This window comes from Nonlabens xiamenensis (assembly GCF_003865345.1).
GTDB lineage: Bacteria > Bacteroidota > Bacteroidia > Flavobacteriales > Flavobacteriaceae > Nonlabens > Nonlabens xiamenensis.
Window position 1 is genome coordinate 406325 of the sequence record NZ_RMVE01000002.1, and the last position, 26622, is coordinate 432946.

Here is a 26622-nt window from a genome sequence, read left to right on the forward strand (position 1 = left end):
ACCACATCAGTATTTGCTATTTTTACAAATATAGGTTTCAGATCAGGAGCCGAGGCACAGAATTTGAAAAGAATACGCAAAAACTACTTATGAAATTGATCGCCACCTTCCTGTTATTCATTTTTTGTCTACCAGATCAACAATTCCATCCAGGGATCAAGATCAGTGTTCGCAAAGAAAAACGCAGCATTGTATATGAGGCTGAAAACACGACCGACAAGGACCTGGATTTATTTTTTAGGGTAGAAAGCAAAGGATTCAGACGCAGCGCAGATCGCCCGATGATCACTACTATTCCAGCAAAGAAGAAGATTGATTTATTGGAAATGATACCGCTTACAAAAGATGCCGATACTGTCCATACTTATACAGCCATCGTGACCCAAAAGGACAATAACCTGAATTTGCAGCGATCTGATTCGGTGACTACAGAAGTAAGACGGATACGACCAGACAGTTTGGGTTATTAAGCCTTGAACAGGTCTTTGCGCAGCAATATGAGAAGGCATACAAAATACACGATATAATTGGCCAGATAGGCAATAACAACACCCTCCTCTGCATAAACAGGAATTGCATACCAAGAAAAGATGTAGAAGCTAGCGATACTAATGATTTCTGCGGTGAGATAACGTCTTAAGTCATTTTGCGCGATGAATCTGAACGCCATCACCGTTGTAATTATCTTGACAAAATCCCCCACCAGCTGCCACTTAAACATGGGTAGGGCTCCCTCAAACTCTGCCGTAAACAAAATAGCCACAATCCACTCCCGACATAGGTAAACTGCAACCAGACCTATGATCACCAAAGGCAGGATATTTTTATAAAAACCCCAAATGGTACTTCTATAATTACCCCTGGAAGAATTTTTACTCAAACTGGGAAGCACATACATGCTGATCAAACTGGTCACAAACATCATATAATAACTGGACACACGAGTGACCGCTTCCCACCAACCGGCTGCCTCGTCGCTCACCTGCTCCATCAACATCGTACGTATCAAAATATGAACCAGTGGGATCATCAAGGCACTAAACAAAGCCATAAGACTGTATTTAAGGAGTTGGCGTACCACCGTAGTATCAAAGGAAAAATTTATCCTTTTTGACAAACCTGTTGTTTTGGCTGTTCCCCAATGCCACCAGCCCCACGCCACCATGGCCTGAATAACGGGAACAACAACCAGGACGTATAATGCACCGCTTAGGTTGTATTGATACACACTATAAGCGGAAATCCCAAAAACAAGAACACTGATACAGATATTGACCCAGATAAACTTCTTGTACCATTGAAACCCCTGTAACAGAGACGAAAAGAATACAAACACTACGTAAAAAGGCAAACAAATGGCCAGCCACCTAAATAGGTTGGCAAAACTAGTATCAACTGCAATCAATTGTTGATCCAGCCATGGGGCCGCTAAAAAGATCAGAATCCCAGCCACCAAACTGGCGATAAACATCAGTATTTTGGCGGTACTTAAGACTTTTCTTAGTTTGGGTATATTTTCCTGAAACTGGGCCACGTGCTTGACCATTCCATTTTCTAGCCCCAGTACAGAGAAACTCAGTACGCCTTGTACAAAATTGCGAAGGTTCCCCAATATACCCATTCCAGCCGCACCTACATAAATAGCAAGCAGATGCGACATTAAGGCACCCGTACCTATTTTAAGGAACACGTGGAGCGAATTGAACCCAGCGAGTTTGAGTAACAAATTCTTGTTCAGTGAATGCAATAACCTCCTCATCAGAACTTATTGATTACATCGACAATACGCTCCATCTGTTGTGCAGTCAGAAGAGGGTGGCAAGGCAAGCTCAATTCCTGTCGATGCAATAATTCTGTCCTGGGAAACACCCCAAAATTATAGGAACTCAGTGCAGGCTGTTGGTGCGGTGGAATTTCATAGTGACAACTGTAACCGATACCATGTTGTTCCAGATGTTTTTTAAGGGCGTCCCGATCGGCTACCAAGACAGGGAAAACATGTAACGCGTTGTGATAAAGAAAATCTGCCGGTAGCAAGTCAATCCTTTCATTCTTGATATGGGCATAATAATATTGGGCAACCTCCTTTCTTTTGCTATTATCTTCATCCAGAAGCTCTAATCTGGTGGACAGGAAACCCGCCTGGAGTGGATCTAGCCTTGAGTTGAGACCTAATTGATCATTTTCATATCTACTCAGCCTACCATAATTACCGAGTTTTCTACACATCCCAGCAAGTTGGTGATCATCCGTAGTAATTGCTCCACCATCTCCCAGTGCCCCAAGATTTTTTGTGGGATAAAATGAAAATGCGCTGGCACGAGCCAGGCTACCTGCTTTTTTCCCAGTTGCATTGATCGCACCGTGGGATTGTGCGGTATCGCAATAAATTGGTATATCGTGTTCTTTGGCGTAGTCATAGACCTCATCGGCCACCATTTTGCCATATAGATCCACAGCCAAAATACCATCATAAGATGTTTCACAAGCCTCTACAGCTTTGAGATCAAGATTGAGATGGCCTACGTCAACCGGAATGGGGTGCATACCAGCATGGATAATACTCAAGAAACTGGCGATATATGTATGGGCCGGCACCAAGATTCTTGCCTTTTGAGGTAATATTCCTAATTCCTGATCAGCCAACAGAATGAGGCGTAATGCATCGAGTCCATTGGCAGTGCCAACGGCATGACCAACTCCACAGTAAGAAGCAAATTCATTTTCAAATGCTTCTAACATAGCACCACCAATAAATTGGCCGACCTCATGCAGGCGGGTTAAAGTTTGTTGATCTTGCAATGCAAACCTGGCTTGCAAGGCAGGTAGATCCAGATATGGTATTTGCGTTGGCTTCAATAGATTTAATTCATCCTCACGAAGATATTAAAAGATCTCTTCCTTCTAGCCAAACCACTGGCTCAGATCCTGCAAATTGCCAATCAACGCCAAAATGAATAAAATAAAATAGAACACATTGATCCCTAAACCTATGTACTTTTTCCAGTGGTAGGACTCCCTTAAACTTAACATAGCAAAAACAAAACCCAGGATCAGACTCACAAAAAAAAGTGTAATTAAATATCCAGTAACATCATTGATATTGTTTTGTGTGGTACGATCAATATTAGAAAGCACCACAAAGCCAACTAACAGAAGACTGGAGAGCACAGCAATGTGAAAAGAGTGCTTGGTGTATTTCATGGGTAATTCTTTGTCTTCAAAGGTACTTTCTTTTGCAATAACACTACTTAACAGTGCTTAACGGGACTTAGTGCTTTAAAACTAGGTATCGCTTTACATTTGTATCATCATAATATTGGAAGACAAAGTTTGGATTATTGAATTAGCCTGAAATAATACCTCTACTACTGAAGATACTATGAAAAAGGAAAAATAAGTTAAGTTTGGTTGAAGGACCACCGATCGCAATGAGTTTGATAGCCTCTTTGAAATTGGTGGTTTTTTATGGCCTAGAGGTAACCAGATATGTGCTGGCATTGCTGACGAAAAAAGCGTTTCTTTATAATAGAGTTATTCTACATCTTCCTGGAGTTGTTTTTCCAGTCGGCTAACTACAGTTGTCGTACACCCCAACTCTTCTTTAAATCGCTGCAATCCTCTATTGATACTACCATTTGATTCGTTTACGGGACCGTAGTCCATGATTTCAAATCCACGTGCTGCAAAATATTTCATGCTTTCGATATACGCAAAAGCCATGGCATCCTGTTTCATCCCTTTAGTCGTAGCGGCAGCATATTGAGATTTCACTACGTTGCCTTTTAGAAAAAAACATATGCCAGCAACCAGCTCTTCTTGATGAATTACTTGGAAGAGTAGTATTTGCTCTGGAAATTTGGAATACAAATGGCAGATCTCTTTTGCAGAGTGGACTGGACGGGCCTTGTGCCTGTTTTGCAAGGATGGGATAAGTACTTGTTCCCAAAATTGTTCGAATCGAGAACCCAGTGAAAACTTCATGTTGTCAAACTTTCCATTGCGGTAGCCTGCAGTTTTTTTAGAGGATACAACAAGTTTTTCTGACAGCTTGACCCACATGGAGTGTTGTTTGCGCTGTAGGTTAAAGCCTAATTGCGTTAAGACCTCATATTCCTCGTGGGTTTTGGAGTGATACCAAGGACTTTGCAGTTGAATTTCCGCTTTCGCGAAAGCGGACGTTTTCAGATAATCCAGGATATGTTGATAGACTAGTAAATAGTCTAAAGAAGACAAGCTATTTTCCCAGGCTACGCCGCCATAAGTGAGTCCACGGTGGCTATAGAATGAACCGTCGACCACATGAGCTGGCATACAAGCCAAAAGTCGGTCGCCTTTGTAAATCATCAGGCTATGGTCCTGGAACCTGTCTTGATGATATTCCATAAAATCCCTTTCCCAAATAAACGTCCCATTGGCAGAAGTTAGGATAAAGTCATCCCACTGCTGTCTAAGACTGGAATTGTATTGATGGATCTTATAAGGCGCCATAGTTGAAGTACTGCTAAGATACAAGGTGTAGGCAAAAGCCCGAGAATTTATGCAAAACAAAAAGCCGATCCACTGGAAATCGGCTTTTTAAATTGATCATCAAGGATAGACTTAAACGTGCAATGGTCGATCATCAGTGGCTGCAAGGGCTGCCTCTTTGACCGCCTCGGCATAGGTTGGGTGTGCGTGCGACATTCTGGCGATATCCTCTGCGCTGGCGCGATATTCCATCGCGGTAACTGCTTCAGCGATAAGATCTGCTACCCTGGCACCTATCATATGGACGCCTAATACCTCATCCGTATTTTTGTCGGCTAGAATTTTTACCAAACCATCGGTATCACCCGAAGCTCTGGATCTACCCAAAGCACGCATAGGGAATGAACCGGCTTTGTATTCGACTCCAGCTTCTTTCAATTCCTCTTCCGTTTTTCCTACACTTGCCACCTCGGGCCACGTATAAATTACGTTGGGAATAAGGTTATAATTGACATGTGGTTTTTGACCAGCCAAGGTCTCTGCTACAAACACTCCTTCTTCTTCGGCTTTATGGGCCAACATGATTCCTTTTACCACATCTCCGATGGCGTAAATATTGGAAACATTGGTTTGCAAGTGCTCATTTACTTCAATTTGTCCTTTTTCATTGACTTGAATACCCGCTGCGGTGGCATTCAATCCGTCAGTAAATGGACGACGTCCAACAGAAACCAGGCAGTAATCGCCTTCAAAAGTTACCTCATTGTCCTTTTTGTCTTTGGCTGTAATGGTGACTTTGTCTCCATCACGCTCTACTTTGTTAACGGCATGTGACAAATGAAATTTGATGCCCTGTTTCTTAAGAACTTTCATCAATTCTTTGGAAAGTGCCTTGTCCATGGCCGGCGTGATACGGTCCATGTATTCTATAACGCTTACCTCTGCACCCAATCTGCGGTACACTTGTCCTAGTTCCAGCCCGATTACACCACCACCAATGACGATCATGTGTTTAGGAATTTCTTTTAGAGAAAGTGCCTCTGTGGAGGTGATGATGCGTTCTTTGTCCACGGTAATAAATGGCAAGGTCGCAGGTTTCGAACCTGTCGCGATAATGGTATGCTTAGCCTCAATAGTTTGAGACTTATCCCCTTCAATTTTAATATGTGTAGCATCCTCAAAAGAACCAACACCCGTATAGACGTCAATCTCATTTTTCTTCATAAGGTAGGCGACACCATCGCAGGTTTGGTCAACGACCTTTTTCTTCCTGGCGATCATTTTTTCAAAATTGATCTTTATGTCTCCAGGTATTTCTATACCGTGTTCCTCAAAATGCTTGATAGCATCGTCATAGTGGTGAGAGGAATCCAACAGTGCTTTGGAAGGAATACATCCTACATTCAGACAAGTTCCTCCCAAGGTATTATACTTTTCAATGATGGCCGTTTTCATGCCTAGTTGTGCACAGCGTATTGCGGCTACATAGCCACCAGGTCCTGAACCAATTACTGCAACATCATACTTACTCATAAGAGTGTTTTTATGTTAAAATTATAAGATACAAAGATAAGAAAGCAAGCGCGTTTGCCGGGATTTAAGACTAAAATATTGTGTGCAACAAAGTTCCCAAGATTACTTCAATCGTCCAGAAATTTTCTTTTTCTGATAAGGTCGTATGATCAGTCGGGCTGCCCTGTCAAAGTTGAAATAGTTATAAGTCCAATTGAGAAAGACCACCAGACGGTTACGTACACCTACCAGAAAGTAGAGATGCACTCCCAGCCAGGTAAACCATGCCAGCGCGCCTCCCAGGGTAAATTTACCAACATCGGCCACGGCTTTGTTTCTTCCAATGGTAGCCATGCTTCCCTTGTCAAAGTATTTAAATTTTTTCAGTTCCCTGCCCTTCAACATCCTTTTAAAATTGGACACCAAATGAGCTCCTTGTTGGATGGCGGGTTGGGCCACCATAGGATGTCCGTGGGGAAATTTTTCAGTTTGCATCAACGCAATATCTCCAACAGCAAAAATATCGGCATAGCCTTGAATCCTGTTATATTGATCGACCAGATAGCGCTGGGATTTCTGATTGATATGCTCCTCATGGATACCACTTATGGGATTCCCAATTACACCAGCACTCCAGATGAAAGAATAAGCTTCTATAGAAAAATCTGTATTTGTCGTTACCAAATTATCCTGATAATCTTTGACCATCACGTTCAGGTGAACGTTTACACCGAGCTTCTTCAAGTACTTTTTTGCTTTGATGGAGGCTTTTTCACTCATACTGGCCAACACCCTATCCGATCCATCCAGCAGGTGGATTTCCATTAAATCTGGATCCAAATCTGGATAATCATTGGGCAAGACACCTTTTCTGAATTCGGCAAAGGCACCGGCCAATTCCACCCCTGTTGGCCCTGCACCAGATAGTACAATACGCATGAGTCGGCGTTGTTCTTCCCGGTCATCAGTCAGCGTTGCTTCCTCCAGGTTTTGAAGCATATAACTACGTATGTTCAAGGCTTGAGGAACGCTTTTCATTTGCAAGGAAGCTTCCTCTAGCTCGCTGTTTCCAAAAAAATTAGTTTTAGAGCCAGTTGCCAGGATCAGATAATCAAATTTGACCGATCCGATAGAGGTTTTTAATTCTTTGAGTACAGGTTCCACGCTATAGACCTCGGCCAATCTAAAAACAAAATTCTTTTTTTGCTCCACCAGTCCGCGCAATGGAAACGCGATCGAATCAGGTTCTAGGCCGCTGGTGGCCACTTGATACATCAAAGGCTGAAAATTGTGGTAATTGTGTTGGTCAATTAATACAACTTGTAGATCTTGCTTGACCAGCTTTCGCGAAAGCGTCACACCACCGAAGCCACCGCCCACGATGATCACACGTGGAAAATCAGACTTAGGTAGGTTCATAGGTTGTTGTTTGTATCAAAGATAAAACCTGGATAGCCGTCCTACGACCGATTAACATACTTTTTAAATACTTGGGCACCGCATTATATTTTGATAAGCATAGAAAATAATTTACTGTAAATTGTGAGGAGGATGTAACATATCGATATCAACTAAGACTGATTATACAACCAAGCCAATATCAAATAGTGCGAAAGGATTTAGAACAGGAATTTGTACAGCAACTCGAGGAGAACCAGAACATTGTCCATAAGATCTGTAGGCTTTACACGAATGATCGTGCGGCACACAACGACTTATTTCAAGAAGTAACGGTTCAGTTATGGAAAGCTTATCCCAAATTTAGGGGTGATTCCAAGTTTTCTACCTGGATGTATAGAGTGGCGTTGAATACTGCTATCACTTTGTATCGTAAATCAAAGCGCAGGGTCAACACCCAGGACTATGACAGCGTTCAGTTCAAGATTGCCGATGAAATTCAGGATGATGAACAAATGGAACAATTGAGTTTGCTTTATGGTGCGGTAAAGCAATTGAATGATATTGAAAAGGCATTGGTATTTCTCTATTTGGAAGACAAAAGCTATCGGGAAATTTCTGAAACCATGGGAATCAGCGAGGTGAATGCACGGGTAAAGATGAACCGCATCAAAACAAAATTGACTAACATTATTAATCCATAAAAAGATGGATCAACTCGATATACTCAAATCAAAATGGCAGTCCCAGACCAGCGACGTGCCTAATTATTCCAAGGAGCAGCTGCGTGGTTTGCTGGCCAAAAAATCAAGCAGCATCGTCAAATGGTTACTTATTATCGCCATCATTGAATTTGCCGTTTTTGCAGTCTTGGGTTTTTTCTCTCATGGTTTAAACGTGGAACGCAATACCATAGCCATCATAGGTAAGCCTTTTTACTATGGCTCTATTATCCTCCATTATGCAGCTATATTGGTGTTTATTTATTTGTTTTATCAGAACTACAGAAATATTTCAACCGTCCAGCCTACCCGTAGCTTGATGAACAAAATTTTGAAGACACGACGCACCATGAAGTGGTACATTTGGTACAATCTGATCTATATGATGCTCGTCACTATGATAGTTGCTGTATTGACCATAGAGCATGACCCAAACATTGTCAAGCTCTCCCAAACCCAAGAATTTATGGAACACCCTACCTTGTTTTATTTTATGATGTTGGGAGCCTTTTTTGTCGTTACTCTGGCAATGTGTGTTGTGTTATTCTTAATCTATCAAGTCATCTATGGTGTACTCTTGCGGAGGTTAAAACGCAATTACAACGAACTTAAACGTATGGAAATTTAGGCACTGGGTTGACCTGTTCGGACTTCTTAGGTTACTTTAGACAAAGTCAAAATAAATAGCTTTGAGAGGAAGACGACAACTTCCTAGATTGACTAATAAATAGATCTTACCAATCAATAACACTGGCTATTCATTTTTTACCTTAGTTCAAAGCCTGCTTTAGATTCAAAAAGCCAGCTATACAACCGCTATTTTTTTCTCACTCCCAAGACTAAGATTGCATCAAAAATGTTTTATCAAAGCTCGTGCGGTTCACAAGCATTCAAATGACATCAAATACAACTCATAAAAAAAGCCTTTACAAGAAGTAAAGGCTTTTTATTATTATAAATGTTATTTCTTGAATTTTAGAAACGGTATCCCAAAGAAGCATGGACTGTACCTGGCAACTGATTACGGTTAGGACCATCGGTTTCATTGTCGATGATATCAGAAAATCCGTAGGTCAAAGTACCTTTAAGGTAAAGACCGATTTCCTTAAAATCATAACCAAACCCAAAAGTACCAGCAAAATTGGTGTTAACCGTGTCTTCAATTTCCTCTTCGTTTCCATCATTCACGGAAGATTCACCTTTCAACAAGAACCCAATTTGAGGACCTGCATGAATACTAAAACCTTTAAAAGCATAGTATTTGAACTGTAGAGGAACATTGATATAGGATAATTTTACATCGACTTCATCCCCAGCCGCATTAGCAAACTCCTCGCCTTCTACAGAGTAGAGCAAACTTCCTTCATAGGACCAGTTTTCAGCAAAAGGTAGTTCTGCAAATAAACCGGCGTGGAATCCAGTACGGGTATCCTCAAATCCAGATCCTCCTAAATTATCAATCTTAGAGAAATTGACTCCACCGATGACACCATAGGAAAAGTCTTGGGCCTGGGCCGCAAAGGAAACGGCAAAAAGGGCTGTAAGCGAGAAAAGTATAGATTTCATTATATAGTTTTTGGTTTGTGTCAAATATATAAAAATGATGCGGGTTCTGCGATTTATTTCATATCACATTAAACGACAATTGATCATTACGCAAAATTTGCGTTCTATTTCAGGCGTTTCCTTCTGTTGGATTCATAATCACTAAAGATCATTTCTCCCAGTCCTTTTAAGCCAGTAAAAAAGGCCTTTCCCTGATTAGCCTCGGTGAATTGGTCTACAAAACGCTGTAGATAGGGATCGTTTGCAATCATGAATGTGGTAATGGGAATGTGTAACCTTCTTGCCTGGGCAGCCATCGTGTAGCATTTCTCTACTATGTATTCGTCCAATCCATTGGAATTCTTATAATATCGGCCATCCTTAAGACGCAAACAACTCGGCTTTCCATCGGTGATCATGAAAATTTGTTTATTGGTGTTGCGTTTGCGTCTAAGTATATCCATGGCCAATTGCAAACCAGCTACAGTGTTGGTGTGGTATGGACCCACCCTCAAATAAGGCAAATCAGCAATCTTGATCGGCCAAGCATCATTTCCAAAAACAATGATATCAAGTGTATCTTTTGGGTAACGGGTGGTGATGAGTTCTGCCAGTGCCATGGCTACTTTTTTGGCGGGCGTGATACGATCCTCTCCATAAAGTATCATAGAATGGGATATATCAATCATTAAAACCGTGCTCATTTGGGCTTTGAATTGCGTATCTTCTACCACCAGATCGTCTTCGGTGAGGTTAAAATTCCCCATACCATGATTGATTTGTGCGTTTCGCAGGCTCTCGGTCATCGAAATCCTGTCCAGACCATCCCCAAAACGATAAGGTCGATAATCACCGCTGTGCTCATCTCCGCTGCCTAATTTTCCTGTCTTATGATTACCAGAATTACCTTTGCGCATATTTCCAAAAATCTGTTCTAAGGCATGTTTACGCAATAGTTGTTCAGTCTTTGCGGTAATACTAAACCTTCCATTCCCAGACCCTTCACCGTCTTCTCCGTCCTGATTGCCATCTCCAATGCCATTGGGATCAAATTCCTCGCGTATATATCCGCGATCCTTTAAGTCCTCTATAAAATCGTCAATAGTATATTCGGGTGTTGTAAGCTCGTATTCCTTATCCAGTTCGCGCAGCCAATCAATGGCTTCATCAAAATCTCCTGAGGTATGCGTGATCAGCTCTTTAAAAATATCAAACAGCTTATCAAAAGGATCCTTTTCCTGTGGATCAAAAAACTTAAATTTAAAACCCAATCTTTCCTGTGCCATATCTTAAAAATAGTCGACTTTTACTCTATTCCTATCGCTTCTCTAAGATTTAACATGAGATTATAGACTACGTTATCGTTGTAGTTATGATTATCAATTAAAAAGTAGCAGATTTTGCCCATTTTATCCTTGTTTCGCTTTCGCGAAAGCGTGATGCGCAGTATTTTCGCAGCCGCTTAAAAAAATTGAAGATGACTAAACACGCTTGGCATGATGTAAGTTATGGGGCAAACGCACCAAAGAATGTAACCGGTATTATAGAAATACCTAAAAATACCAGAGCAAAATACGAATTAGACAAAGACTCTGGGATGTTGATCCTGGATCGTGTGATCTATTCTTCCATGTATTACCCCACTAATTATGGTTTCATTCCTCAGACTTATTGCGATGACAAGGATCCATTGGACATACTTGTACTTTCTCAGATTGAGATCGTACCGATGTGCCTGGTAGACGCCAAGGTGATCGGTGTGATGCAAATGATGGATGGTGGCGAGATGGATGATAAGATCATCGCTGTGGCAGCAAACGATATGAGTGTGGCACACTTCAACGATGTGAGTGAGCTTCCTGAATACTGGAAAAAAGAAATGAGAAACTTCTTTGAGGATTACAAAAAACTGGAAAACAAAACAGTTGAAGTGGAAGAATTTCAGGGACGGGAGAAAGCCATGGAAATCGTACAGAAGGCAATTGAGGATTACAAGATCGAATTCGGCGACCGATAATCTTTACTGAAAAATAATTGTAACACCCGTGACCTCAAAATCACGGGTGTTTTTATTTTCCACTACCTTTAAACTGCTGATCTTTGCTCCCAAAGAGTACGTTAAAGGTGGTCAGACTTCCATAAATTCGGGTGATATACTGCTGCAAGTCAACCTTGAGCTGATCGTCTAAGCTGGAGCTGTTGATTTTTTGCTCCATCACGCGCAGGCGATCTCTTAGCATTACAATCTTGTGCCAAAAGGTGTTGATAGGAATTTCCTTAGAGGCGAGTTGCGCATCAGCTGGTTGCAGGATCATCGTACCATTTTTGTATTTATCCGCCAGCGCCACCACTTCAGTTACATCACTATAGCGCTGCAGAATTTCCTTGAGGGATTTTTCTACTTCGTAAAGGCTGATCGTATCTACATCATCCTCGCAAGATTCTATAACCTCAAACTCATCGTCCAGCGGCAAGGTTTCTAAACCATCCTTTTGAAAAGTTACCCAGTACATTTTTGAGGTCACATTGGTGACTACGCCAAAACCAAATTCTGGATGATTGATCCGTGATCCTATTCCCAATAATTTCATAAGCTATATTTTGTGTGATTATATTTGAAGGACTAAGTTGCTAAAAAAACAAAGGCTTTGAAAAAAATATTACGTTTTATAGGAAAATCTACGCTGTATTTGGCTGGATTCCTGTTATTGGCCGGAATAATCATCAAAATTATTTTTACGGAAGATATTCCCGAGGGCCAAACTGGACCAGCCGCCAATGAGTTGGCTTTTAAAATGCTGGAGTCAATCAACTACAAGGAATTTGCCAATGCCAACGAAATACGCTGGACGTTCAGGGACAAAAACACCTATCATTGGAAAGTGCAAGAAAAACTAGTGAATGTTTATTGGGATGATTACAGAGTGGCATTTGCCACCCCTTATCCAGAAATAAGCCATGCTTTTAAAAATGATCAAAAGCTGAGTGGAGAAGAAAGAGAAAATGCCATTGCTTATGCTGAAAAAAACTTTAATAACGACAGTTTCTGGATCGTAGCTCCTTTTCAGGTAATGGATATTGGCACAAAAAGATCCGTAGTCAAGGAGGATGGAAAAGAGCAGTTATTGGTCCAATATACCAGTGGTGGCACTACACCTGGAGACACTTATTTGTGGGAATTAGATAAAGACTATCAACCGATCGCTTTTAAAATGTGGGTAGATATAATTCCACTGGATGGCGTGCGAGCCAAATGGCAGGAATGGGAAATGACGGCTGGAGGATTCCCGCTTTCGCGAAAGCGCACCATTTACGGACTGGAAATTCCTATTTCAGACCTGGAAGTGATTAAATAAAATTTTCGCTTTCTTTCTTATCCTTTCTGGACCTGGACTTTTCTCTTACCGCCTGCCAAATGTTGAAATAATCTGCCGAAAATTTATTGTAATAAATGGTGTAAAATAAGGCCACCTTCAGTATCAAGGTATAAGAATGTATAAGTGCGGTCTCCAAATCACCAGTCAGATGAAATAAGGCGGTAAAAAAAACACCTAGACTTATACCCCACTTCAGGCTCATTCGGGTGTAGAGTCCAATAAGTAACATGGAGGCGATAAAAAACTCAATCAACGGAACTGCTGGTGTAAAATAGGCCAGAAATCCAAAAGCACTATCCTCTGGCACATACTGACGCGACATGAGTACAAAATCATTGTAATGAATCAGATTTAAGACAGCGTGAACAAACAAGTAGAAGCCAAGTCCAAACCTCACCGTAAAATAAAGGATACTTTTCCAGTCTGTCTTGGTATGGTAAAGTTGTGGCATAAAATAGTTATTCTACAAAAGAGCGATGCCTAAGGGCACACCTCTTCAATTATAATTTATTTCAACCAATTAAACATCTAGCATAAAGAGATTTGGATCAATACACCTATATGCTCGATCAAAAACGTAAGACAAGCAGACAACGAACAAATTAGCCTGGCCAGAGATCCTAATTTACTTTAACAGGGACAGGGGATATTTAAGTTGGCTTTATATAAAAATAACGACTTGATGGGGTAAATTCGCAACAGGTTCTACACTTATGGGATACAACGACGAAATCATTGAAGTTAAAGGCGCGCGCGTTCACAATTTAAAGAATATTGATGTCAACATACCCAGAGAGAAATTGGTGGTGATCACCGGACTTTCTGGCTCGGGAAAATCCTCGCTAGCCTTTGATACTATTTATGCCGAGGGACAACGTCGCTATATTGAAACTTTCAGTGCTTATGCCAGGCAATTTCTGGGTGGACTGGAACGACCTGACGTGGATAAGATTGACGGCCTTTCTCCCGTCATCGCAATCGAACAAAAAACTACCAGTAAAAGTCCGCGAAGTACAGTAGGTACTATTACAGAGATCTATGATTTCCTAAGATTATTATACGCCCGCGCCAGTGATGCTTATTCCTATAATACGGGTAAGAAAATGGTAAGTTACAGCGATGAACAGATCCGTAATTTGATCATTGAAGATTACAAAGAACAGCGCATCAATATTTTGGCGCCAGCCGTCCGATCCAGAAAAGGACATTATCGCGAATTATTTGAACAAATTGCCAAACAGGGTTTTGTCAAGGTACGTGTAGATGGGGTGATCGTTGATATCACCAAAGGCATGAAATTGGATCGTTATAAAACACACGACATCGAGATCGTAATTGATCGCTTGCAGGTAGGAGATAGCGAGCAAGACATCAAGCGATTGGATGAAGCCATCCGACTAGCCATGCACCACGGAAACGACATCACCTTGTTAGTACCCCATGGTGCTGACGAAGGCCGGTTCTTTTCCAGAAGCCTGATGTGCCCTGAAACCGGGATTTCTTATCCAGAGCCAGAGCCTAACAATTTTTCCTTTAACAGTCCTAAAGGCGCCTGCCCAAAATGCAACGGAATCGGCCGACTGTATCAGGTCAATGAGAAAAAAATTATTCCAGATACCAGCTTATCCATCACCAAAGGTGGTCTTGCTCCTTACCCAGATAACAAAAAAAACTGGATTTATAAGCAACTCGAATTAATTGCCAAGCGATTTGACTTTAAACTCTCGGATCCGTTGGAAACCGTCCCAGAAGAAGCCATTCAAATGATCCTCTATGGGGGTACCGAGAAATTAGAAGTGGACAGTAAAGAATTGGGCGTCAAACGCAATTATAAAATTGATTTTGAAGGTTTGGCTAATTTTATAGAGCAGACCTATCACAACAACGATAGCGCAAGTCTCCAACGATGGGCCAAATCCTTCATGGATCGGGTCAAGTGCCCGGTTTGTGACGGCTCCCGATTACGCAAGGAGTCCCTCTATTTTAGGGTAAATGAAAAAAATATTGCAGAATTGGCTCAAATGGATATTGTCCAATTGGTGGAATGGTTCAGTGGTTTGGAGGATACGCTTTCGCGAAAGCAACTACAAATAGCTAGCGAATTGCTCAAAGAGATCAGGGAGCGATTACAATTTCTATTGGACGTAGGTCTGGATTATCTGGCCCTGGACCGAAGTGCAAAAAGCTTGTCTGGAGGCGAAGCCCAACGCATACGCCTAGCTACGCAGATCGGATCACAACTGGTTGGCGTATTGTATATTCTAGACGAACCCAGTATTGGCTTACATCAAAGGGACAATGAAAAATTAATCAATTCGCTGGTATCTCTTCGCGATACAGGGAATTCTGTGATCGTGGTTGAACATGACAAGGATATGATTGAACGTGCTGACCATGTCATTGACATTGGTCCTAGGGCTGGAAAACATGGTGGTGAAATCATCAGCGAGGGTTCGCCAGAGGAAATTCTTAAACACGACACGCTCACTGCTCAATATCTCAATGGAAAAAAGGAAATAAGCATTCCCACAAAACGTAGAAAAGGCAATGGAAAAAAAATCAACTTGAAGGGTTGTACCGGGAATAACCTCAAGAATATCTCTGTGGATTTTCCTTTGGGACAAATGATAGTCGTCACCGGAGTTTCTGGAAGCGGAAAATCTACTTTGATCAACGAGACACTGTACCCGATCATGAATGCGCATTTCTTTAATGGCGTAAAAAAACCTATGCCTTATGAAAAGATCAAAGGACTAGATCATTGTGATAAGGTGATTGATATCAACCAAAGCCCGATTGGTCGCACCCCAAGATCAAATCCTGCCACCTATACCAAAACATTTGACGAGATCCGATCTCTATTTGCCAAAACACCAGAAGCACTGATTAGAGGATACAAACCCGGACGATTCAGCTTTAATGTAGCTGGTGGTAGATGTGAAACCTGTAAAGGTGGAGGTCTTAAGGTCATTGAGATGAATTTCTTACCCGATGTTTACGTGACCTGTGAAACTTGTCAAGGTAAGCGATTCAATAGAGAAACACTTGAAATCAGATACAAAGGAAAGTCTATCAGTGATGTTTTGGAAATGACCATCAATGAAGCGACCAGTTTTTTTGAAGCTATTCCTAAGATTTACCGTAAACTGAAGACCATTCAGGATGTGGGGTTGGGATACATCACACTAGGACAACAATCCACCACTCTTTCTGGTGGAGAGGCGCAACGCATCAAATTGGCCAGCGAACTTTCAAAAAGGGATACGGGTAATACGTTTTACATTTTGGATGAACCTACGACCGGATTACACTTTGAGGATATACGCGTATTAATGGATGTACTGAATCAGTTGGTTGAAAAAGGAAATACGGTATTGATTATTGAGCATAATCTGGATGTGATTAAAATTGCTGATCACATCATCGACATAGGTCCCGAAGGCGGTCGTGGTGGTGGTGAAGTGCTTGCCACAGGAACCCCAGAGCAGGTGGCCAGACATAAAACCAGCTATACCGCAAGATTTCTACGAAAGGAATTGGATTGACCTGATTCCAAAGATGAAGAGCATCGTATAATAGAAGATAGCACAAAGCAAATGGCCATCAATTGATGGCCATTTGCTTTAGAAATAAATAGGTCATCTCTATTTCTTGGACTTTTTCTGGATCTCTTGTTGAGCCTGGGCCTGTTCCATGATTTCCTGCATCTTTGACGCAAAACGACCCTTCTTCTTTTTCGGCTTTGCTTTGGCCTTTTCAATTTTAGCCAATACTTTATCCTTATCGATAATCACATATTTGATCACCAACATCAAACCAATGGTAATCAGGTTGGATATAAAGTAATACAAGGATAATCCACTCGCATAGTTGTTAAAGAACACCAACATAAACAGTGGGGACAAGTACATGATAAATTTCATGTTAGGCATACCAGGTTGTTGGGCAGCCTGCATATTTTGTCCAGTGGTCATCTGCATATAAAAGAAGATAGAAACCGACGCCAGAATAGGAAACAAACTTACGTGATCACCATACCCCCAAATATAAAATGGTAGCTCAAAAATCTCGTCATAACTGGAAAGGTCGTCTGCCCAGAGGAAACTTTTTTGTCTGAGTTCAAAAGCCGTAGGGAAAAATTTAAATAGGGCAAAGAACACCGGCATTTGTAGCAGTGCAGGTAAACAACCTGCCAACGGACTCGCACCTGCCTCACTTTGCACGCGCATCGTCTCTTGTTGCTTCTTCATCGGATTGTCCTTGTACTTTTCGGCAATCTTATTGATCTCAGGTCTTAAGATTTTCATCTTTGCTTGCGTCAGATAACTCTTGTACAATACAGGAGACAATACCAAACGCACGCAAATCGTCAAAAGAATAATAGCTATCCCGTACGGAATTCCCAATCCGTTATCAGGATTACTCAACAAGCTAAACATAGGACGTATCGCCCATTCATTGATCACGCCGAATATTCCCCATCCCAAATCAACCACTTCATCTAGGTTGCGGTCATAGGTATCAAGGATATCATAATCGGTTGGACCAAAATACCAGTCCATATTGTATACAAGCTCACCGCCATTGTATTCCATCTGAACTTCTGAACTGAACTTTTTGGTCAGCTCATTTTGCTCATCATTAGCGCTATAGTTGTTGAAGGATTGCATTAAACCACTTTGAAATGGCGTATCTGTCAGGAGAATAGAGGAAAAGAAATGTTCTTTATAAGCTATCCATGTAATTTTTTCCGCCTCCTCTTCAGCGTTTTCACCTTGACCTGTATAGTCATCACTTCCACCATCATATTCAAATTTGATTTCGGTGTAGCGGTTCTCATTAGAAATACTTTTAGACCTTCTATACGCTTGAAGTTCCCAATTTAAAGTCGCAGCTTCGGTAGTGTTCACGAGTTGAGACAAACCTTGAGACCTTATATTGAAGTCCATCATATAATCGTCTGGCTTCAATTCGTACCTAAATTCTAGGGTCGCGCCTTGTCCTGGATTAGCAGTCAGACTCAAGACCTGGTTTTCCCCATTGCGCGAAGTTTTAGGGGTAAATACCATATTACTGGTATTTAATTGGCGACCATCCTGGGTTTGAAAAGCAAGGTTGAACTTGTGGTCATTTCCTTTAACCAGATACACCGGAAGGGAATCATAGGTAACAAATTTTTTCAACAACGCCTCTGTAATCAGAGCTCCTTTGGTACTGATCTTAAAGTCTACCAGTTCGTTTCCAAAATCGAGCACCTGCGCTTTGTCGACAATGCTGTCTGTGGATATACTGCTACTATCGTTAACTGTATTGACGGGAGTAGTTTGTTCTGTTATCGACTGGGATTCAGTGGTGGTAGGTTCCTCCTTGGGTGGTTCTTCCTGATTTCTCAAAAACATAAAGGCCAGGATCCCAAAAATGAGGGCCAACCCTAACATGCTTTTCCAATCTGTCTTTTTTTCTTCCATAAATTTGCCTTGTTCAGGCGTTTATTGCACTTCGTATTCGTTTAGTGTTACCCTTTAGGGTTTATGCTTTACGCTTTTTATAGGCGTCTGCGGCAGCTACAAATGAGGTAAACAAATGATGTGGCTGCGCTACCGTACTTTTATATTCGGGATGGTATTGTACACCGATAAACCATGGGTGATCCTCAATCTCAACGGTTTCTACCAGATTTGATTTTGGGTTAATACCTGTCGTTGCCAACCCAGCATTTTCAAGTTCTTCACGGTATTCATTATTGTACTCATAGCGATGTCGGTGGCGTTCACTAATCATATCCTTGCCGTATATCTCTCTTATTTTTCCACCGATTAACTGGCAATCCCATGCTCCTAATCTCATGGTTCCACCCATATCCAAGATGTTTTTTTGATCTTCCATTAGGGATATAACTGGATTCTGAGTGTTTGGATCCATTTCCACCGAGTTGGCATCATGGATACCCAACACATTTCTAGCATATTCAATTACCGCCATTTGCATACCTAGACAAATTCCGAAAAAGGGTAATTTATTTTCCCTGGCATAACGCACAGCCTCTATTTTACCTTCAATACCTCGTTCTCCAAATCCTGGAGCCACAAGTAAACCATCTAAATGGGACAATTTTTTCTTCAAGTTTTCAACTTCGAGATACTCACTGTGGATGGACTCAATATTGACTTTAACTTCGTTGGCTGCTCCAGCATGAATAAAGGCCTCTAGAATAGATTTATAAGAATCCTGCAATTCGACGTATTTACCAATCAAGCCAATGGTCACTTGACTTTTAGGATTTTTATGACGTTGCACAAATTCATTCCAACTGCGTAAATCTGGGTGATCTTCTGTGTCTATTTTGAGGTTTTTGATGACAACCCGATCCAATCCTTCAAGCAACATTTTGTTAGGTACGTCATAAATGGTTTCTACATCAATGGATTGAATAACAGCTTCTTGTTTTACATTGCAGAAACGCGCTAATTTGACACGAATATCCTCGGTGATCTCATGTTCGGTACGACATACCAAAATATCTGCCCTTACCCCGCTTTCCATCAATGTTTTGACGCTGTGCTGGGTAGGTTTGGTCTTCAGTTCTCCAGCAGCACTGAGGTAAGGAATAAGCGTTAAATGAATGACCAGTGAATTATCTTCACCCAGCTCCCATTGCAGTTGACGCACACTTTCTATATAGGGCAATGACTCAATATCACCGACGGTACCTCCTATCTCGGTTATAATCACATCATAATCTCCTGATTTCCCAAGGATCTGAATACGTTCTTTGATTTCATCGGTGATATGGGGAATGACCTGAACGGTTTTTCCCAAGAACTCTCCTCTTCTCTCTTTGTCGATGACGCTTTGGTAGATACGACCTGTAGTGACATTATTGGCTTGGGAAGTATTGACATTGAGAAAACGTTCATAATGTCCCAAATCCAAGTCCGTTTCTGCTCCATCCTCTGTCACAAAGCACTCACCGTGCTCATAAGGGTTCAAGGTTCCTGGATCTACATTGATATAGGGATCAAGTTTTTGAATAGTCACGCGTAAGCCTCTGGCCTGCAATAATTTTGCAAGAGATGCTGCGATAATTCCCTTTCCAAGGGAAGAGCTCACTCCACCGGTTACAAAAATATACTTTGCGTTTACCATAGCCTGCTGTTACATTTATACAAAAACAGCTGCAAAAGTAGTTATTTTGACTAACAGATACGAGAACTTTTTGAGGGAATCAGAGCAAGCCTTCAAGCTACCCAATTCTTTAACTGTCTACGCGTGCTCACCAGAATCTCTATTCCACCAGAATTTTTTGGGTATTGACTCTTCCTTCATTTTCTATACGAACCAAATACACTCCAGAGGTCACGTTGCTCAATTCAATTTTCTTGCGAAGTCCATTTGTGAAATCGTAGATTGTCTGATATACAGATCTTCCATTCAAATCAAAGACTTGAATATTAGTCTTTCCTGTACGGGCTTCCCCAAAATTAATTTCAAAAGCCCCCCGATTGGGATTGGGGTAGATACTGAATCGATCGGCAGCAAACTCCTCATTGCTTAAAGGTGTTACGGTGGTTGTGCATATCTCTACAGCCCAATCATTCAAGGTCCCGTTATCACCGGAAAAGAAATCGGCAATAGCCAAGGTCCAATTACCTCCAGAGTCATTTCCGACAAAATCATTTAAATTTCCTAGGGGTTGATAGGTACCGACGGTGGGACTTGCACAGACAATATTGGGCGCACCTTCTTCAAAGTTTACATCTAAGTCGTCATTGTTCCCACAATTGAACTGCCACAATCTTACGGTAGTGCTAGAAGGGTCAGTTACTTCAAAAATAAGGTCCTGAATAAAGCTATGGGATATATCCACATTTATACTGATCCCAGTGATACTATCGTTGTCAGGGATATTGATCACATTTGCTGTTACCGGGCCTGCTACTGGAGTGGTTCCTGATCCCGTTCCATCTGCAATCGGTATTGAGATATTTCCTGAAGAATAGGTGGTACAAGTCTCTGTAACCTGAGCGTTTACACTGAAATCAGTACTATTGATATTAAAAAACGGATTAGTGGCTCCTACCACCATCAAACGACAGAAAGGAGCAACAATTCCGCCAGGGACTGTAATAGTGGCAGATCCGTTGTTGGGTACATTGGATGCTAATATTGTATCAAAGGTCTCGCCGGCATCTGTGGAAAGCAAAATATCAACCGAATTTTCATTCACACCATTGGCGTTGGTTCCAGCAACGTCCCATGTAATTGTTTCTGTAGTGTTTGGCAGCCATGTGATGCCGGTTGTATTTTGGGAAGTCACAACAAATGGACCTGCATTATCTGTGGTAATAATATTGACAAAATCCACTGCAGTCTGACCTCCCCTACTGTCATTATCTCTCACTGTAAGTGCAAAAGTCATGGGCCTAGAAATGGAGGCCAGTTTTTCCCAGGTGGTTGAATTCCCTCCATTGAGGACAATATCAGGTAACCTTGGTATATATCTAATTGGATCATCGCTTCCCTCAAATGATCGCACGAGTGGACCAGAAGCGGAGGTTTCGGTTGGAATTCCTGATGGTCCGAGATCAAATTGTTCCCAGGTGTAGGTATGCCCTACCGTTCCATCGACATCAGTTGAAGCTCCCACCAATCTATATGGAGTTGAAATGGGAATAACACGATCACTTCCAGCTATTGCAACAGGCGCTACATTCAGACTAGCTACATTTTGCGAGCAGGTAGAGAAACCGCCTGGTCTGATATTGTCAAAGATATTTTCCAAACTGATTTGATGGAAATAAGGATCAGTGCTCTGTTGCACATTCTGCGGCGGACATATTCCTGCGTAACCCATGATGGTAGAACCACTGCCAGGCTCATAGGCTGCGGAAGCAGACCTATTTCCACCAGAGCAATTGGCGGTACTCCCATTAAATGAATGTAATGCACCAAATTGATGGCCAATTTCATGGGCTACAAAATCCACATCAAATGGATCACCTATAGGGGCGGGCAGACCAGTTACCCCCTGTGCTTTTCTATTGGTACAAGGTGATGCTAGTGATGCAATACCACCGCCACCAGTGGTAAAAACATGACCTATATCATAGTTATTGAAACCTATATTGGCGTCAAGTACTTGCGGATTCTGTGAAAACAAGACATTATTGGCATTGTTGTTATCTAGATTATCGCTATTGATGAAGACCACTAGGTCATTATTGGCCACCAATTCCATGGTCAGCGACAAATCACGTTCATAGATAAAGTTATTTCTAGCCAAGGTGACATTCATGGCTGCCAGCACCGCAGTACGCTTTTGAGCTTCGGTATCTGTGGCCGATAAACCAGCTCTGGTCCAATGAAATTCTGAATACTCCACCGTTGCCGAAATAGCAATTCTAAACCTGCGCAATAGCCCATCATTGGCATTTTTTGCATGATAGGAAGAAGGACCCATGCGATGGTTAGGCATGTCTTCCTCCACCACTTCGCAATGTGACCCTGTTTGAATGGCGGGTAAGTCTGCTTTCGCGTAAGCGATATAAGTACCGCGATCTGTAGTATAGGGATCAATAAAAGAAGTCCCATGCTCTGGAGAAAAAACCATTCCGTGGAAACCATAAGGATCCACCGTGAACTTAATGCTATTTCCGGTCCCTCCGGCAGCGGCGCCAGTATAGGTACGTATATTGGGATATTTATTTTGAAGGGCATCAGCCATGGTTGGTGTTTCAAATACTTCAAATACCTCAAGCCCATGTGATGTAGGTAGTACTATGCTTGTAGGCACAGCACCTGGAATGCTGGCCTCAGTTACTTGCTGCAACTGAGCACGCAGGTCAGACAAATCCATTTTGTAAAAATTAGCCCGGGATGGTTCAGACTTTCTAAAGAGTGCGGTACTACCCATATCTGGTCCACCGACCTTTTTCCAAATCAATTTTCCATTGTTTTGAGCGAGACCAGATCCCGTCATTAAAACCATTACCAAAACAAGGAGGCCATGAGCACTCTTATACATATTCTAATCTTTAAGCCACAATAATAGAGTTTTATGTAAAATATTTAAAAGTTTTTAAAGATTCCTTAACCGAGGAAAGATAAAATTCAATATTTTCCCCCTTTAATCGATGCTAGCAGGGAATACTTGTCCTTAAGGCTGTCAAATATTTAATCAATGACAAGACTCTTTATATTGTTCATAGCGGCTTGTGTTGGCATGGCTTGCCAGAGCAAAAAACTTAGGTTTGACGAGCAATTGCATCGTCAAAATTGCCCAGAAAATGGCAATTGCGACTTAAGGATTTATACAGATAAGGGGGTAGAGACCAAAAAGGACGAATTCAATGCTTCTTATCAGGAACTCTACACCGCCGAAGGTAGTCATGTTTTGGAATTTGAGTACGTTAGAAATACTTCTCCCGAGATACAAGATGATCAATACCGGGAAATCATTCGTATAGAATTTGATGATGATTTGCAGGCTTTGTCGCTTACAAATAAGGAGTTAAATCAAGTGAAAGTTAGCCTGACGCGACTTTGCAATTGCAGGGGAGCGACAGGCGTGTACCCCATCGACCAGGGAAGCTTAAAAATGAGGAGGCAAAACGGGAAAATCGAATTAGACCTGAAGTTCAGCCTGTCTGAAGTACCCCACGAAATCCATAGCATTCAGGAAGTATTTTCCTATTGATCTGTCTGCGCCCAAGCTGAGTAAGTAAATAATTCTTCCCTTATTTGTTGCTGCCAATGGGACTGGGCTTCTTTGTTATTTCCATGTTGGGACTCACGATCGTAGTTTTGTTGTCTGGCCCTTCTTTTTTTCTCAAATACCTTAAAAATAAAATCCACCTCCTTTTTAGGCTCATTTTTTGGTACGTAGCGACTGTACGCCTCCCTTAATTGTCTGGCATACAACTCGCTGATATCCCAATGAAGTTGCTCATGCGCCAACAACGCCCGATCATGCTCATCCAATTCCTTTTTCCAGCTCAATTGTGGGTAGAAATAGCTATTGACCCGAACATCTACATGCCATTCACCATTTTGCATTGAACTACTGAACTGGTAGCCCATACCAGAATTTACGCTGGCATGATGATCTGCATTAGATGGCGGTGTCCCTCTAAAATCTTCCCAACTCAATGTGGGATGCTCTTGGTAAGTCCAGCGTTCTTTAGGTTCTGAATTTAAACACAGTACTAATGCTGATAAGGTGACCAACCATTTCACGACATCCAGTTAAAATTAATGTCTTTTTCAATCTCTGGGTGCAAACTATTGAGCACTGGACAGGTAAGTGCCACCCGTTCCAGGATGGTTTGCATGCGTTTATCGCAAGAAGCTTTCATGTCCAATTCTACCTCAATCCCACTGATACGACGAGGATTGGAAGCCATGATTTTGTTTACTTTGGCGGTACTGCCTTTGAGTTCAATTTTCAATTCCCGGGCTTTTATACCCATTACAGTAAGCATGCAACTTGCCAACGCGGTAGCGACAGTATCTGTAGGAGAGAATGCCTCACCTTTACCATTATTATCGACAGGTGCATCAGAAACAATAGATTCTCCGCTTTTAAGGTGCGTGGATTCGCAACGTAATTCTCCCAAATATTCAACCAAGGCTGTCATCATCAGTTTTGTGTAAAACCAGGTGAACCCATCTCAAGCTCCTTGATACTCAAATCTTCCTGATATTGTAGAATGTACACTGCGTTATTGAAATATCCAGAACCTGGTTTTTTCAAATACTCAAATTTGTTTTCTGTCATTACAGTTTTTCCGTTGCGCACAACGCTCTCGTATAAGTCTTCGGCACTGGCCTGTCTTAAGAAGACATCCATACTCAAATCAAAACCCCGGGTTGCATAGGCATTTGGAGAGATCGCAAATTTCTGAAAATAGGCGGTTTTGAATTCGTTATCAGCTCCACCATCATTGAACATCTGAGGATAGGTATAATGCAAGGCAGCCAACCTCATATTGGAAAGTTCCATCTCTTCAAAGGCCTCTAATCCAAACATGGTGATTCTGTGGGTGTCTGCTTTGGCAGCATAACTACTCACTGCATCTGTTACAAAACCAACATTGTCCACAGCTAGAACCACTACGTTTTCACGTTCCGGATCCAGTTCCTTGACATATTGGACGTTAAAGATGTAATTTTTCTTCTCGTTGGGAATCAACAATTTTGCCTCAGGAAGCAAGTTGGCAAATTCATTTTTAAGACCTGGTTCATTGTTGTCAGTCACAATGATTACATTTTTACCTTGTGCATAGGTTTTTAAAAATACTTTCAATTTCGACTTGAGTAAATCTGAGTTGGGTCTTGCCTGAAAATAATTTTCAAAATTGGCCTGGTCTACCGTAGACAATGGTGAAATAACCGGTATTCCATCTTGTCTCAGGGCTTTGGCTGTTTCTAAGGCATTGGTGGACATCAAAGGACCAATTACCGCAGAATACGCTCTAAAATTATTGTTATCCAAAATATCTTTGGTTTGCTGTAAGTTCTTCTGGGTATCATAAACATCAAACTGGACATTGATTCCCAGATTGCGAGCGCTATCCCTCGCTATTTGCATCCCGCTATAAAAATCCAGTGCTATACGCAAGGTGCGATCCTCTTTAAGCCGATCTCTATCCGTAGTTTCTTCATTGATCTGTTGAAGTGAAAATGGCAATAAAACCGCAATACGCTGAGCTTCAAAATTGCGTAAACTATCTACAAGTCGGGCGACTTCTCTGTTGCGGTCTAACAAGACTACATCACTTGTAAGATTAGGATTGGGAATTCTGATCACCATACCTTCCTTTAGCCCATCATTTAATGCCGGATTGAGCGCTATGAGTGAATCCTCGCTAATTCCAGCAATATTTTTAAGGGAATACATACCCATGCTTTTGGGAATCGTATAGTCCACAAATTTATCCACAGGAGCTGGATTGGTATCGGCATCAGCATCGTTATCTGCTTCGGCTATCTCAATGCCTTTGGGTACATTGAGAATCGTACCAGGTCGCAATTCGGTCACCTTTGGATTCATGGCCTTGAGTTCCTGGATCTTTATCCCGTGATTGGTAGCAATACGGAACCATCCTTCAGATGGACGCACTACATATTTACCATCGGGCAAGTTCGTACGATCCACAACTTCGGGAGCAGTATCTGCAATGGAAGTAGTCACTTCTTCAAATACGGGAATCTTAATTTTATCGCCCTTTTGCAGTGGACTGGAATACAACTGTTTGTTGGCTTCCTTGATGTCCAGTTGTGTTACCCCATATTCTTCTGCCAATCCAAAAAGCGTCTCTTTACGCTTGACTTTATGGCTTTTATACCGAACAACTTTACGGGAAGTGATGATTTCCTTTGGTTCTGGAATAAGTAAAACCATACCATATTTCAAACCAGATTTGAGATCTGGATTCAGATCCAGCAATTGCTTTGCCGTTACATCATAAGTTTTGGTCAAGGTATAAATGGTTTCGCCTTGGGCGACCTTATGCTGTTTATAATTTTGAAGGAAGGCTGCGTCCGCTTTCGCGAAAGCGAAACACACCAACATCACTATCAATAGATTTTTCATAATT

23 protein-coding genes are annotated in these 26622 nt (G+C 41.6%); 7 read left to right on the plus strand and 16 right to left on the minus strand.

The features are described 5' to 3' along the window. The first annotated feature begins 89 nt into the window (after positions 1-89). Positions 90-470, plus strand: a complete 381-nt coding sequence (locus EGM47_RS06785) for a hypothetical protein (protein WP_124980022.1) — start codon at positions 90-92, stop codon at positions 468-470. Here the strand turns inward: EGM47_RS06785 and EGM47_RS06790 are convergent. From EGM47_RS06790 to EGM47_RS06815, 6 genes are all read right to left on the minus strand, one after another. Next, positions 467-1759, minus strand: coding sequence for an O-antigen translocase (locus EGM47_RS06790; protein ID WP_124980023.1), 1293 nt, complete (start codon positions 1757-1759; stop codon positions 467-469). The genes EGM47_RS06785 and EGM47_RS06790 overlap by 4 nt on opposite strands. Continuing rightward, positions 1759-2859, minus strand: a complete 1101-nt coding sequence (locus EGM47_RS06795; protein WP_124980024.1) for a DegT/DnrJ/EryC1/StrS family aminotransferase — start codon at positions 2857-2859, stop codon at positions 1759-1761. Before EGM47_RS06795 ends, EGM47_RS06790 begins: the two co-directional genes overlap by 1 nt. A gap of 45 nt (positions 2860-2904) precedes the next feature. Continuing rightward, the gene (locus EGM47_RS06800) at positions 2905-3204 is read right to left on the minus strand and encodes a hypothetical protein (RefSeq protein ID WP_124980025.1); all 300 of its coding nucleotides are present in this window, start codon (positions 3202-3204) and stop codon (positions 2905-2907) included. Between the two features lie 330 nt (positions 3205-3534). Beyond that, the gene (locus EGM47_RS06805; protein WP_124980026.1) at positions 3535-4491 is read right to left on the minus strand and encodes a hypothetical protein; all 957 of its coding nucleotides are present in this window, start codon (positions 4489-4491) and stop codon (positions 3535-3537) included. A gap of 111 nt (positions 4492-4602) precedes the next feature. After that, entirely contained in the window at positions 4603-6003 is a 1401-nt protein-coding gene (lpdA, locus tag EGM47_RS06810; RefSeq protein WP_124980027.1) for a dihydrolipoyl dehydrogenase, read from the minus strand. A gap of 102 nt (positions 6004-6105) precedes the next feature. After that, positions 6106-7401: an NAD(P)/FAD-dependent oxidoreductase gene (locus EGM47_RS06815; protein ID WP_124980028.1), complete on the minus strand. Its 1296-nt coding sequence runs from the start codon at positions 7399-7401 to the stop codon at positions 6106-6108. Positions 7402-7589: 188 nt separating this feature from the next. Between EGM47_RS06815 and EGM47_RS06820 the strand changes: the two genes are divergently transcribed. Beyond that, positions 7590-8084, plus strand: coding sequence for an RNA polymerase sigma factor (locus tag EGM47_RS06820; protein WP_124980029.1), 495 nt, complete (start codon positions 7590-7592; stop codon positions 8082-8084). Positions 8085-8088: 4 nt separating this feature from the next. Continuing rightward, on the plus strand, positions 8089-8730 hold the full coding sequence (locus EGM47_RS06825) for a hypothetical protein (protein WP_124980030.1): 642 nt from the start codon (positions 8089-8091) through the stop codon (positions 8728-8730). Between the two features lie 347 nt (positions 8731-9077). Here EGM47_RS06825 and EGM47_RS06830 read toward each other — a convergent pair whose 3' ends face one another. Together EGM47_RS06830 and EGM47_RS06835 are read right to left on the minus strand one after the other, a co-directional pair. Beyond that, positions 9078-9668: a porin family protein gene (locus tag EGM47_RS06830; RefSeq protein ID WP_124980031.1), complete on the minus strand. Its 591-nt coding sequence runs from the start codon at positions 9666-9668 to the stop codon at positions 9078-9080. Positions 9669-9772: 104 nt separating this feature from the next. Further along, positions 9773-10933 (minus strand): vWA domain-containing protein, encoded by a 1161-nt coding sequence (locus EGM47_RS06835; protein ID WP_124980032.1) that lies wholly within the window; start codon positions 10931-10933, stop codon positions 9773-9775. A 191-nt stretch (positions 10934-11124) separates the two neighbouring features. Here EGM47_RS06835 and EGM47_RS06840 point away from each other — a divergent pair, with 191 nt between their 5' ends. Beyond that, a complete protein-coding gene (locus EGM47_RS06840) occupies positions 11125-11664 on the plus strand; it encodes an inorganic diphosphatase (RefSeq protein WP_124980033.1) in 540 nt (179 codons plus the stop codon). Between the two features lie 52 nt (positions 11665-11716). On the opposite strand, the gene EGM47_RS06845 is transcribed toward EGM47_RS06840, so the two are convergent. Then, a complete protein-coding gene (locus EGM47_RS06845) occupies positions 11717-12238 on the minus strand; it encodes a hypothetical protein (protein WP_124980034.1) in 522 nt (173 codons plus the stop codon). Positions 12239-12295: 57 nt separating this feature from the next. Here EGM47_RS06845 and EGM47_RS06850 point away from each other — a divergent pair, with 57 nt between their 5' ends. Continuing rightward, entirely contained in the window at positions 12296-13003 is a 708-nt protein-coding gene (locus EGM47_RS06850) for a hypothetical protein (protein WP_240642322.1), read from the plus strand. Here the strand turns inward: EGM47_RS06850 and EGM47_RS06855 are convergent. Continuing rightward, on the minus strand, positions 12996-13475 hold the full coding sequence (locus tag EGM47_RS06855; RefSeq protein ID WP_124980035.1) for a MauE/DoxX family redox-associated membrane protein: 480 nt from the start codon (positions 13473-13475) through the stop codon (positions 12996-12998). The genes EGM47_RS06850 and EGM47_RS06855 overlap by 8 nt on opposite strands. A gap of 262 nt (positions 13476-13737) precedes the next feature. Between EGM47_RS06855 and uvrA the strand changes: the two genes are divergently transcribed. Then, entirely contained in the window at positions 13738-16569 is a 2832-nt protein-coding gene (gene uvrA / locus EGM47_RS06860) for an excinuclease ABC subunit UvrA (protein WP_124980036.1), read from the plus strand. 99 nt (positions 16570-16668) lie between these two features. Here the strand turns inward: uvrA and yidC are convergent, their stop codons facing one another. From yidC to EGM47_RS06875, 3 genes are all read right to left on the minus strand, one after another. Then, complete coding sequence (yidC, locus tag EGM47_RS06865; protein ID WP_124980037.1) at positions 16669-18492, minus strand: membrane protein insertase YidC; 1824 nt, start codon at positions 18490-18492, stop codon at positions 16669-16671. Between the two features lie 61 nt (positions 18493-18553). Then, entirely contained in the window at positions 18554-20170 is a 1617-nt protein-coding gene (locus EGM47_RS06870) for a CTP synthase (protein ID WP_124980038.1), read from the minus strand. Between the two features lie 139 nt (positions 20171-20309). Beyond that, the gene (locus EGM47_RS06875) at positions 20310-23048 is read right to left on the minus strand and encodes a zinc-dependent metalloprotease family protein (protein ID WP_124980039.1); all 2739 of its coding nucleotides are present in this window, start codon (positions 23046-23048) and stop codon (positions 20310-20312) included. 156 nt (positions 23049-23204) lie between these two features. Between EGM47_RS06875 and EGM47_RS06880 the strand changes: the two genes are divergently transcribed. After that, on the plus strand, positions 23205-23720 hold the full coding sequence (locus EGM47_RS06880) for a hypothetical protein (RefSeq protein WP_124980040.1): 516 nt from the start codon (positions 23205-23207) through the stop codon (positions 23718-23720). On the opposite strand, the gene EGM47_RS06885 is transcribed toward EGM47_RS06880, so the two are convergent. The 3 genes from EGM47_RS06885 to EGM47_RS06895 are packed head-to-tail and all read right to left on the minus strand — an operon-like array spanning position 23714 to position 26618. Beyond that, on the minus strand, positions 23714-24259 hold the full coding sequence (locus tag EGM47_RS06885) for a DUF922 domain-containing protein (RefSeq protein ID WP_124980041.1): 546 nt from the start codon (positions 24257-24259) through the stop codon (positions 23714-23716). The genes EGM47_RS06880 and EGM47_RS06885 overlap by 7 nt on opposite strands. Then, positions 24256-24660, minus strand: coding sequence for an OsmC family protein (locus EGM47_RS06890; RefSeq protein WP_124980354.1), 405 nt, complete (start codon positions 24658-24660; stop codon positions 24256-24258). Before EGM47_RS06890 ends, EGM47_RS06885 begins: the two co-directional genes overlap by 4 nt. A 2-nt stretch (positions 24661-24662) precedes the next feature. Then, on the minus strand, positions 24663-26618 hold the full coding sequence (locus tag EGM47_RS06895; RefSeq protein WP_164510835.1) for a LysM peptidoglycan-binding domain-containing protein: 1956 nt from the start codon (positions 26616-26618) through the stop codon (positions 24663-24665). Between the last annotated feature and the right edge of the window lie 4 nt (positions 26619-26622).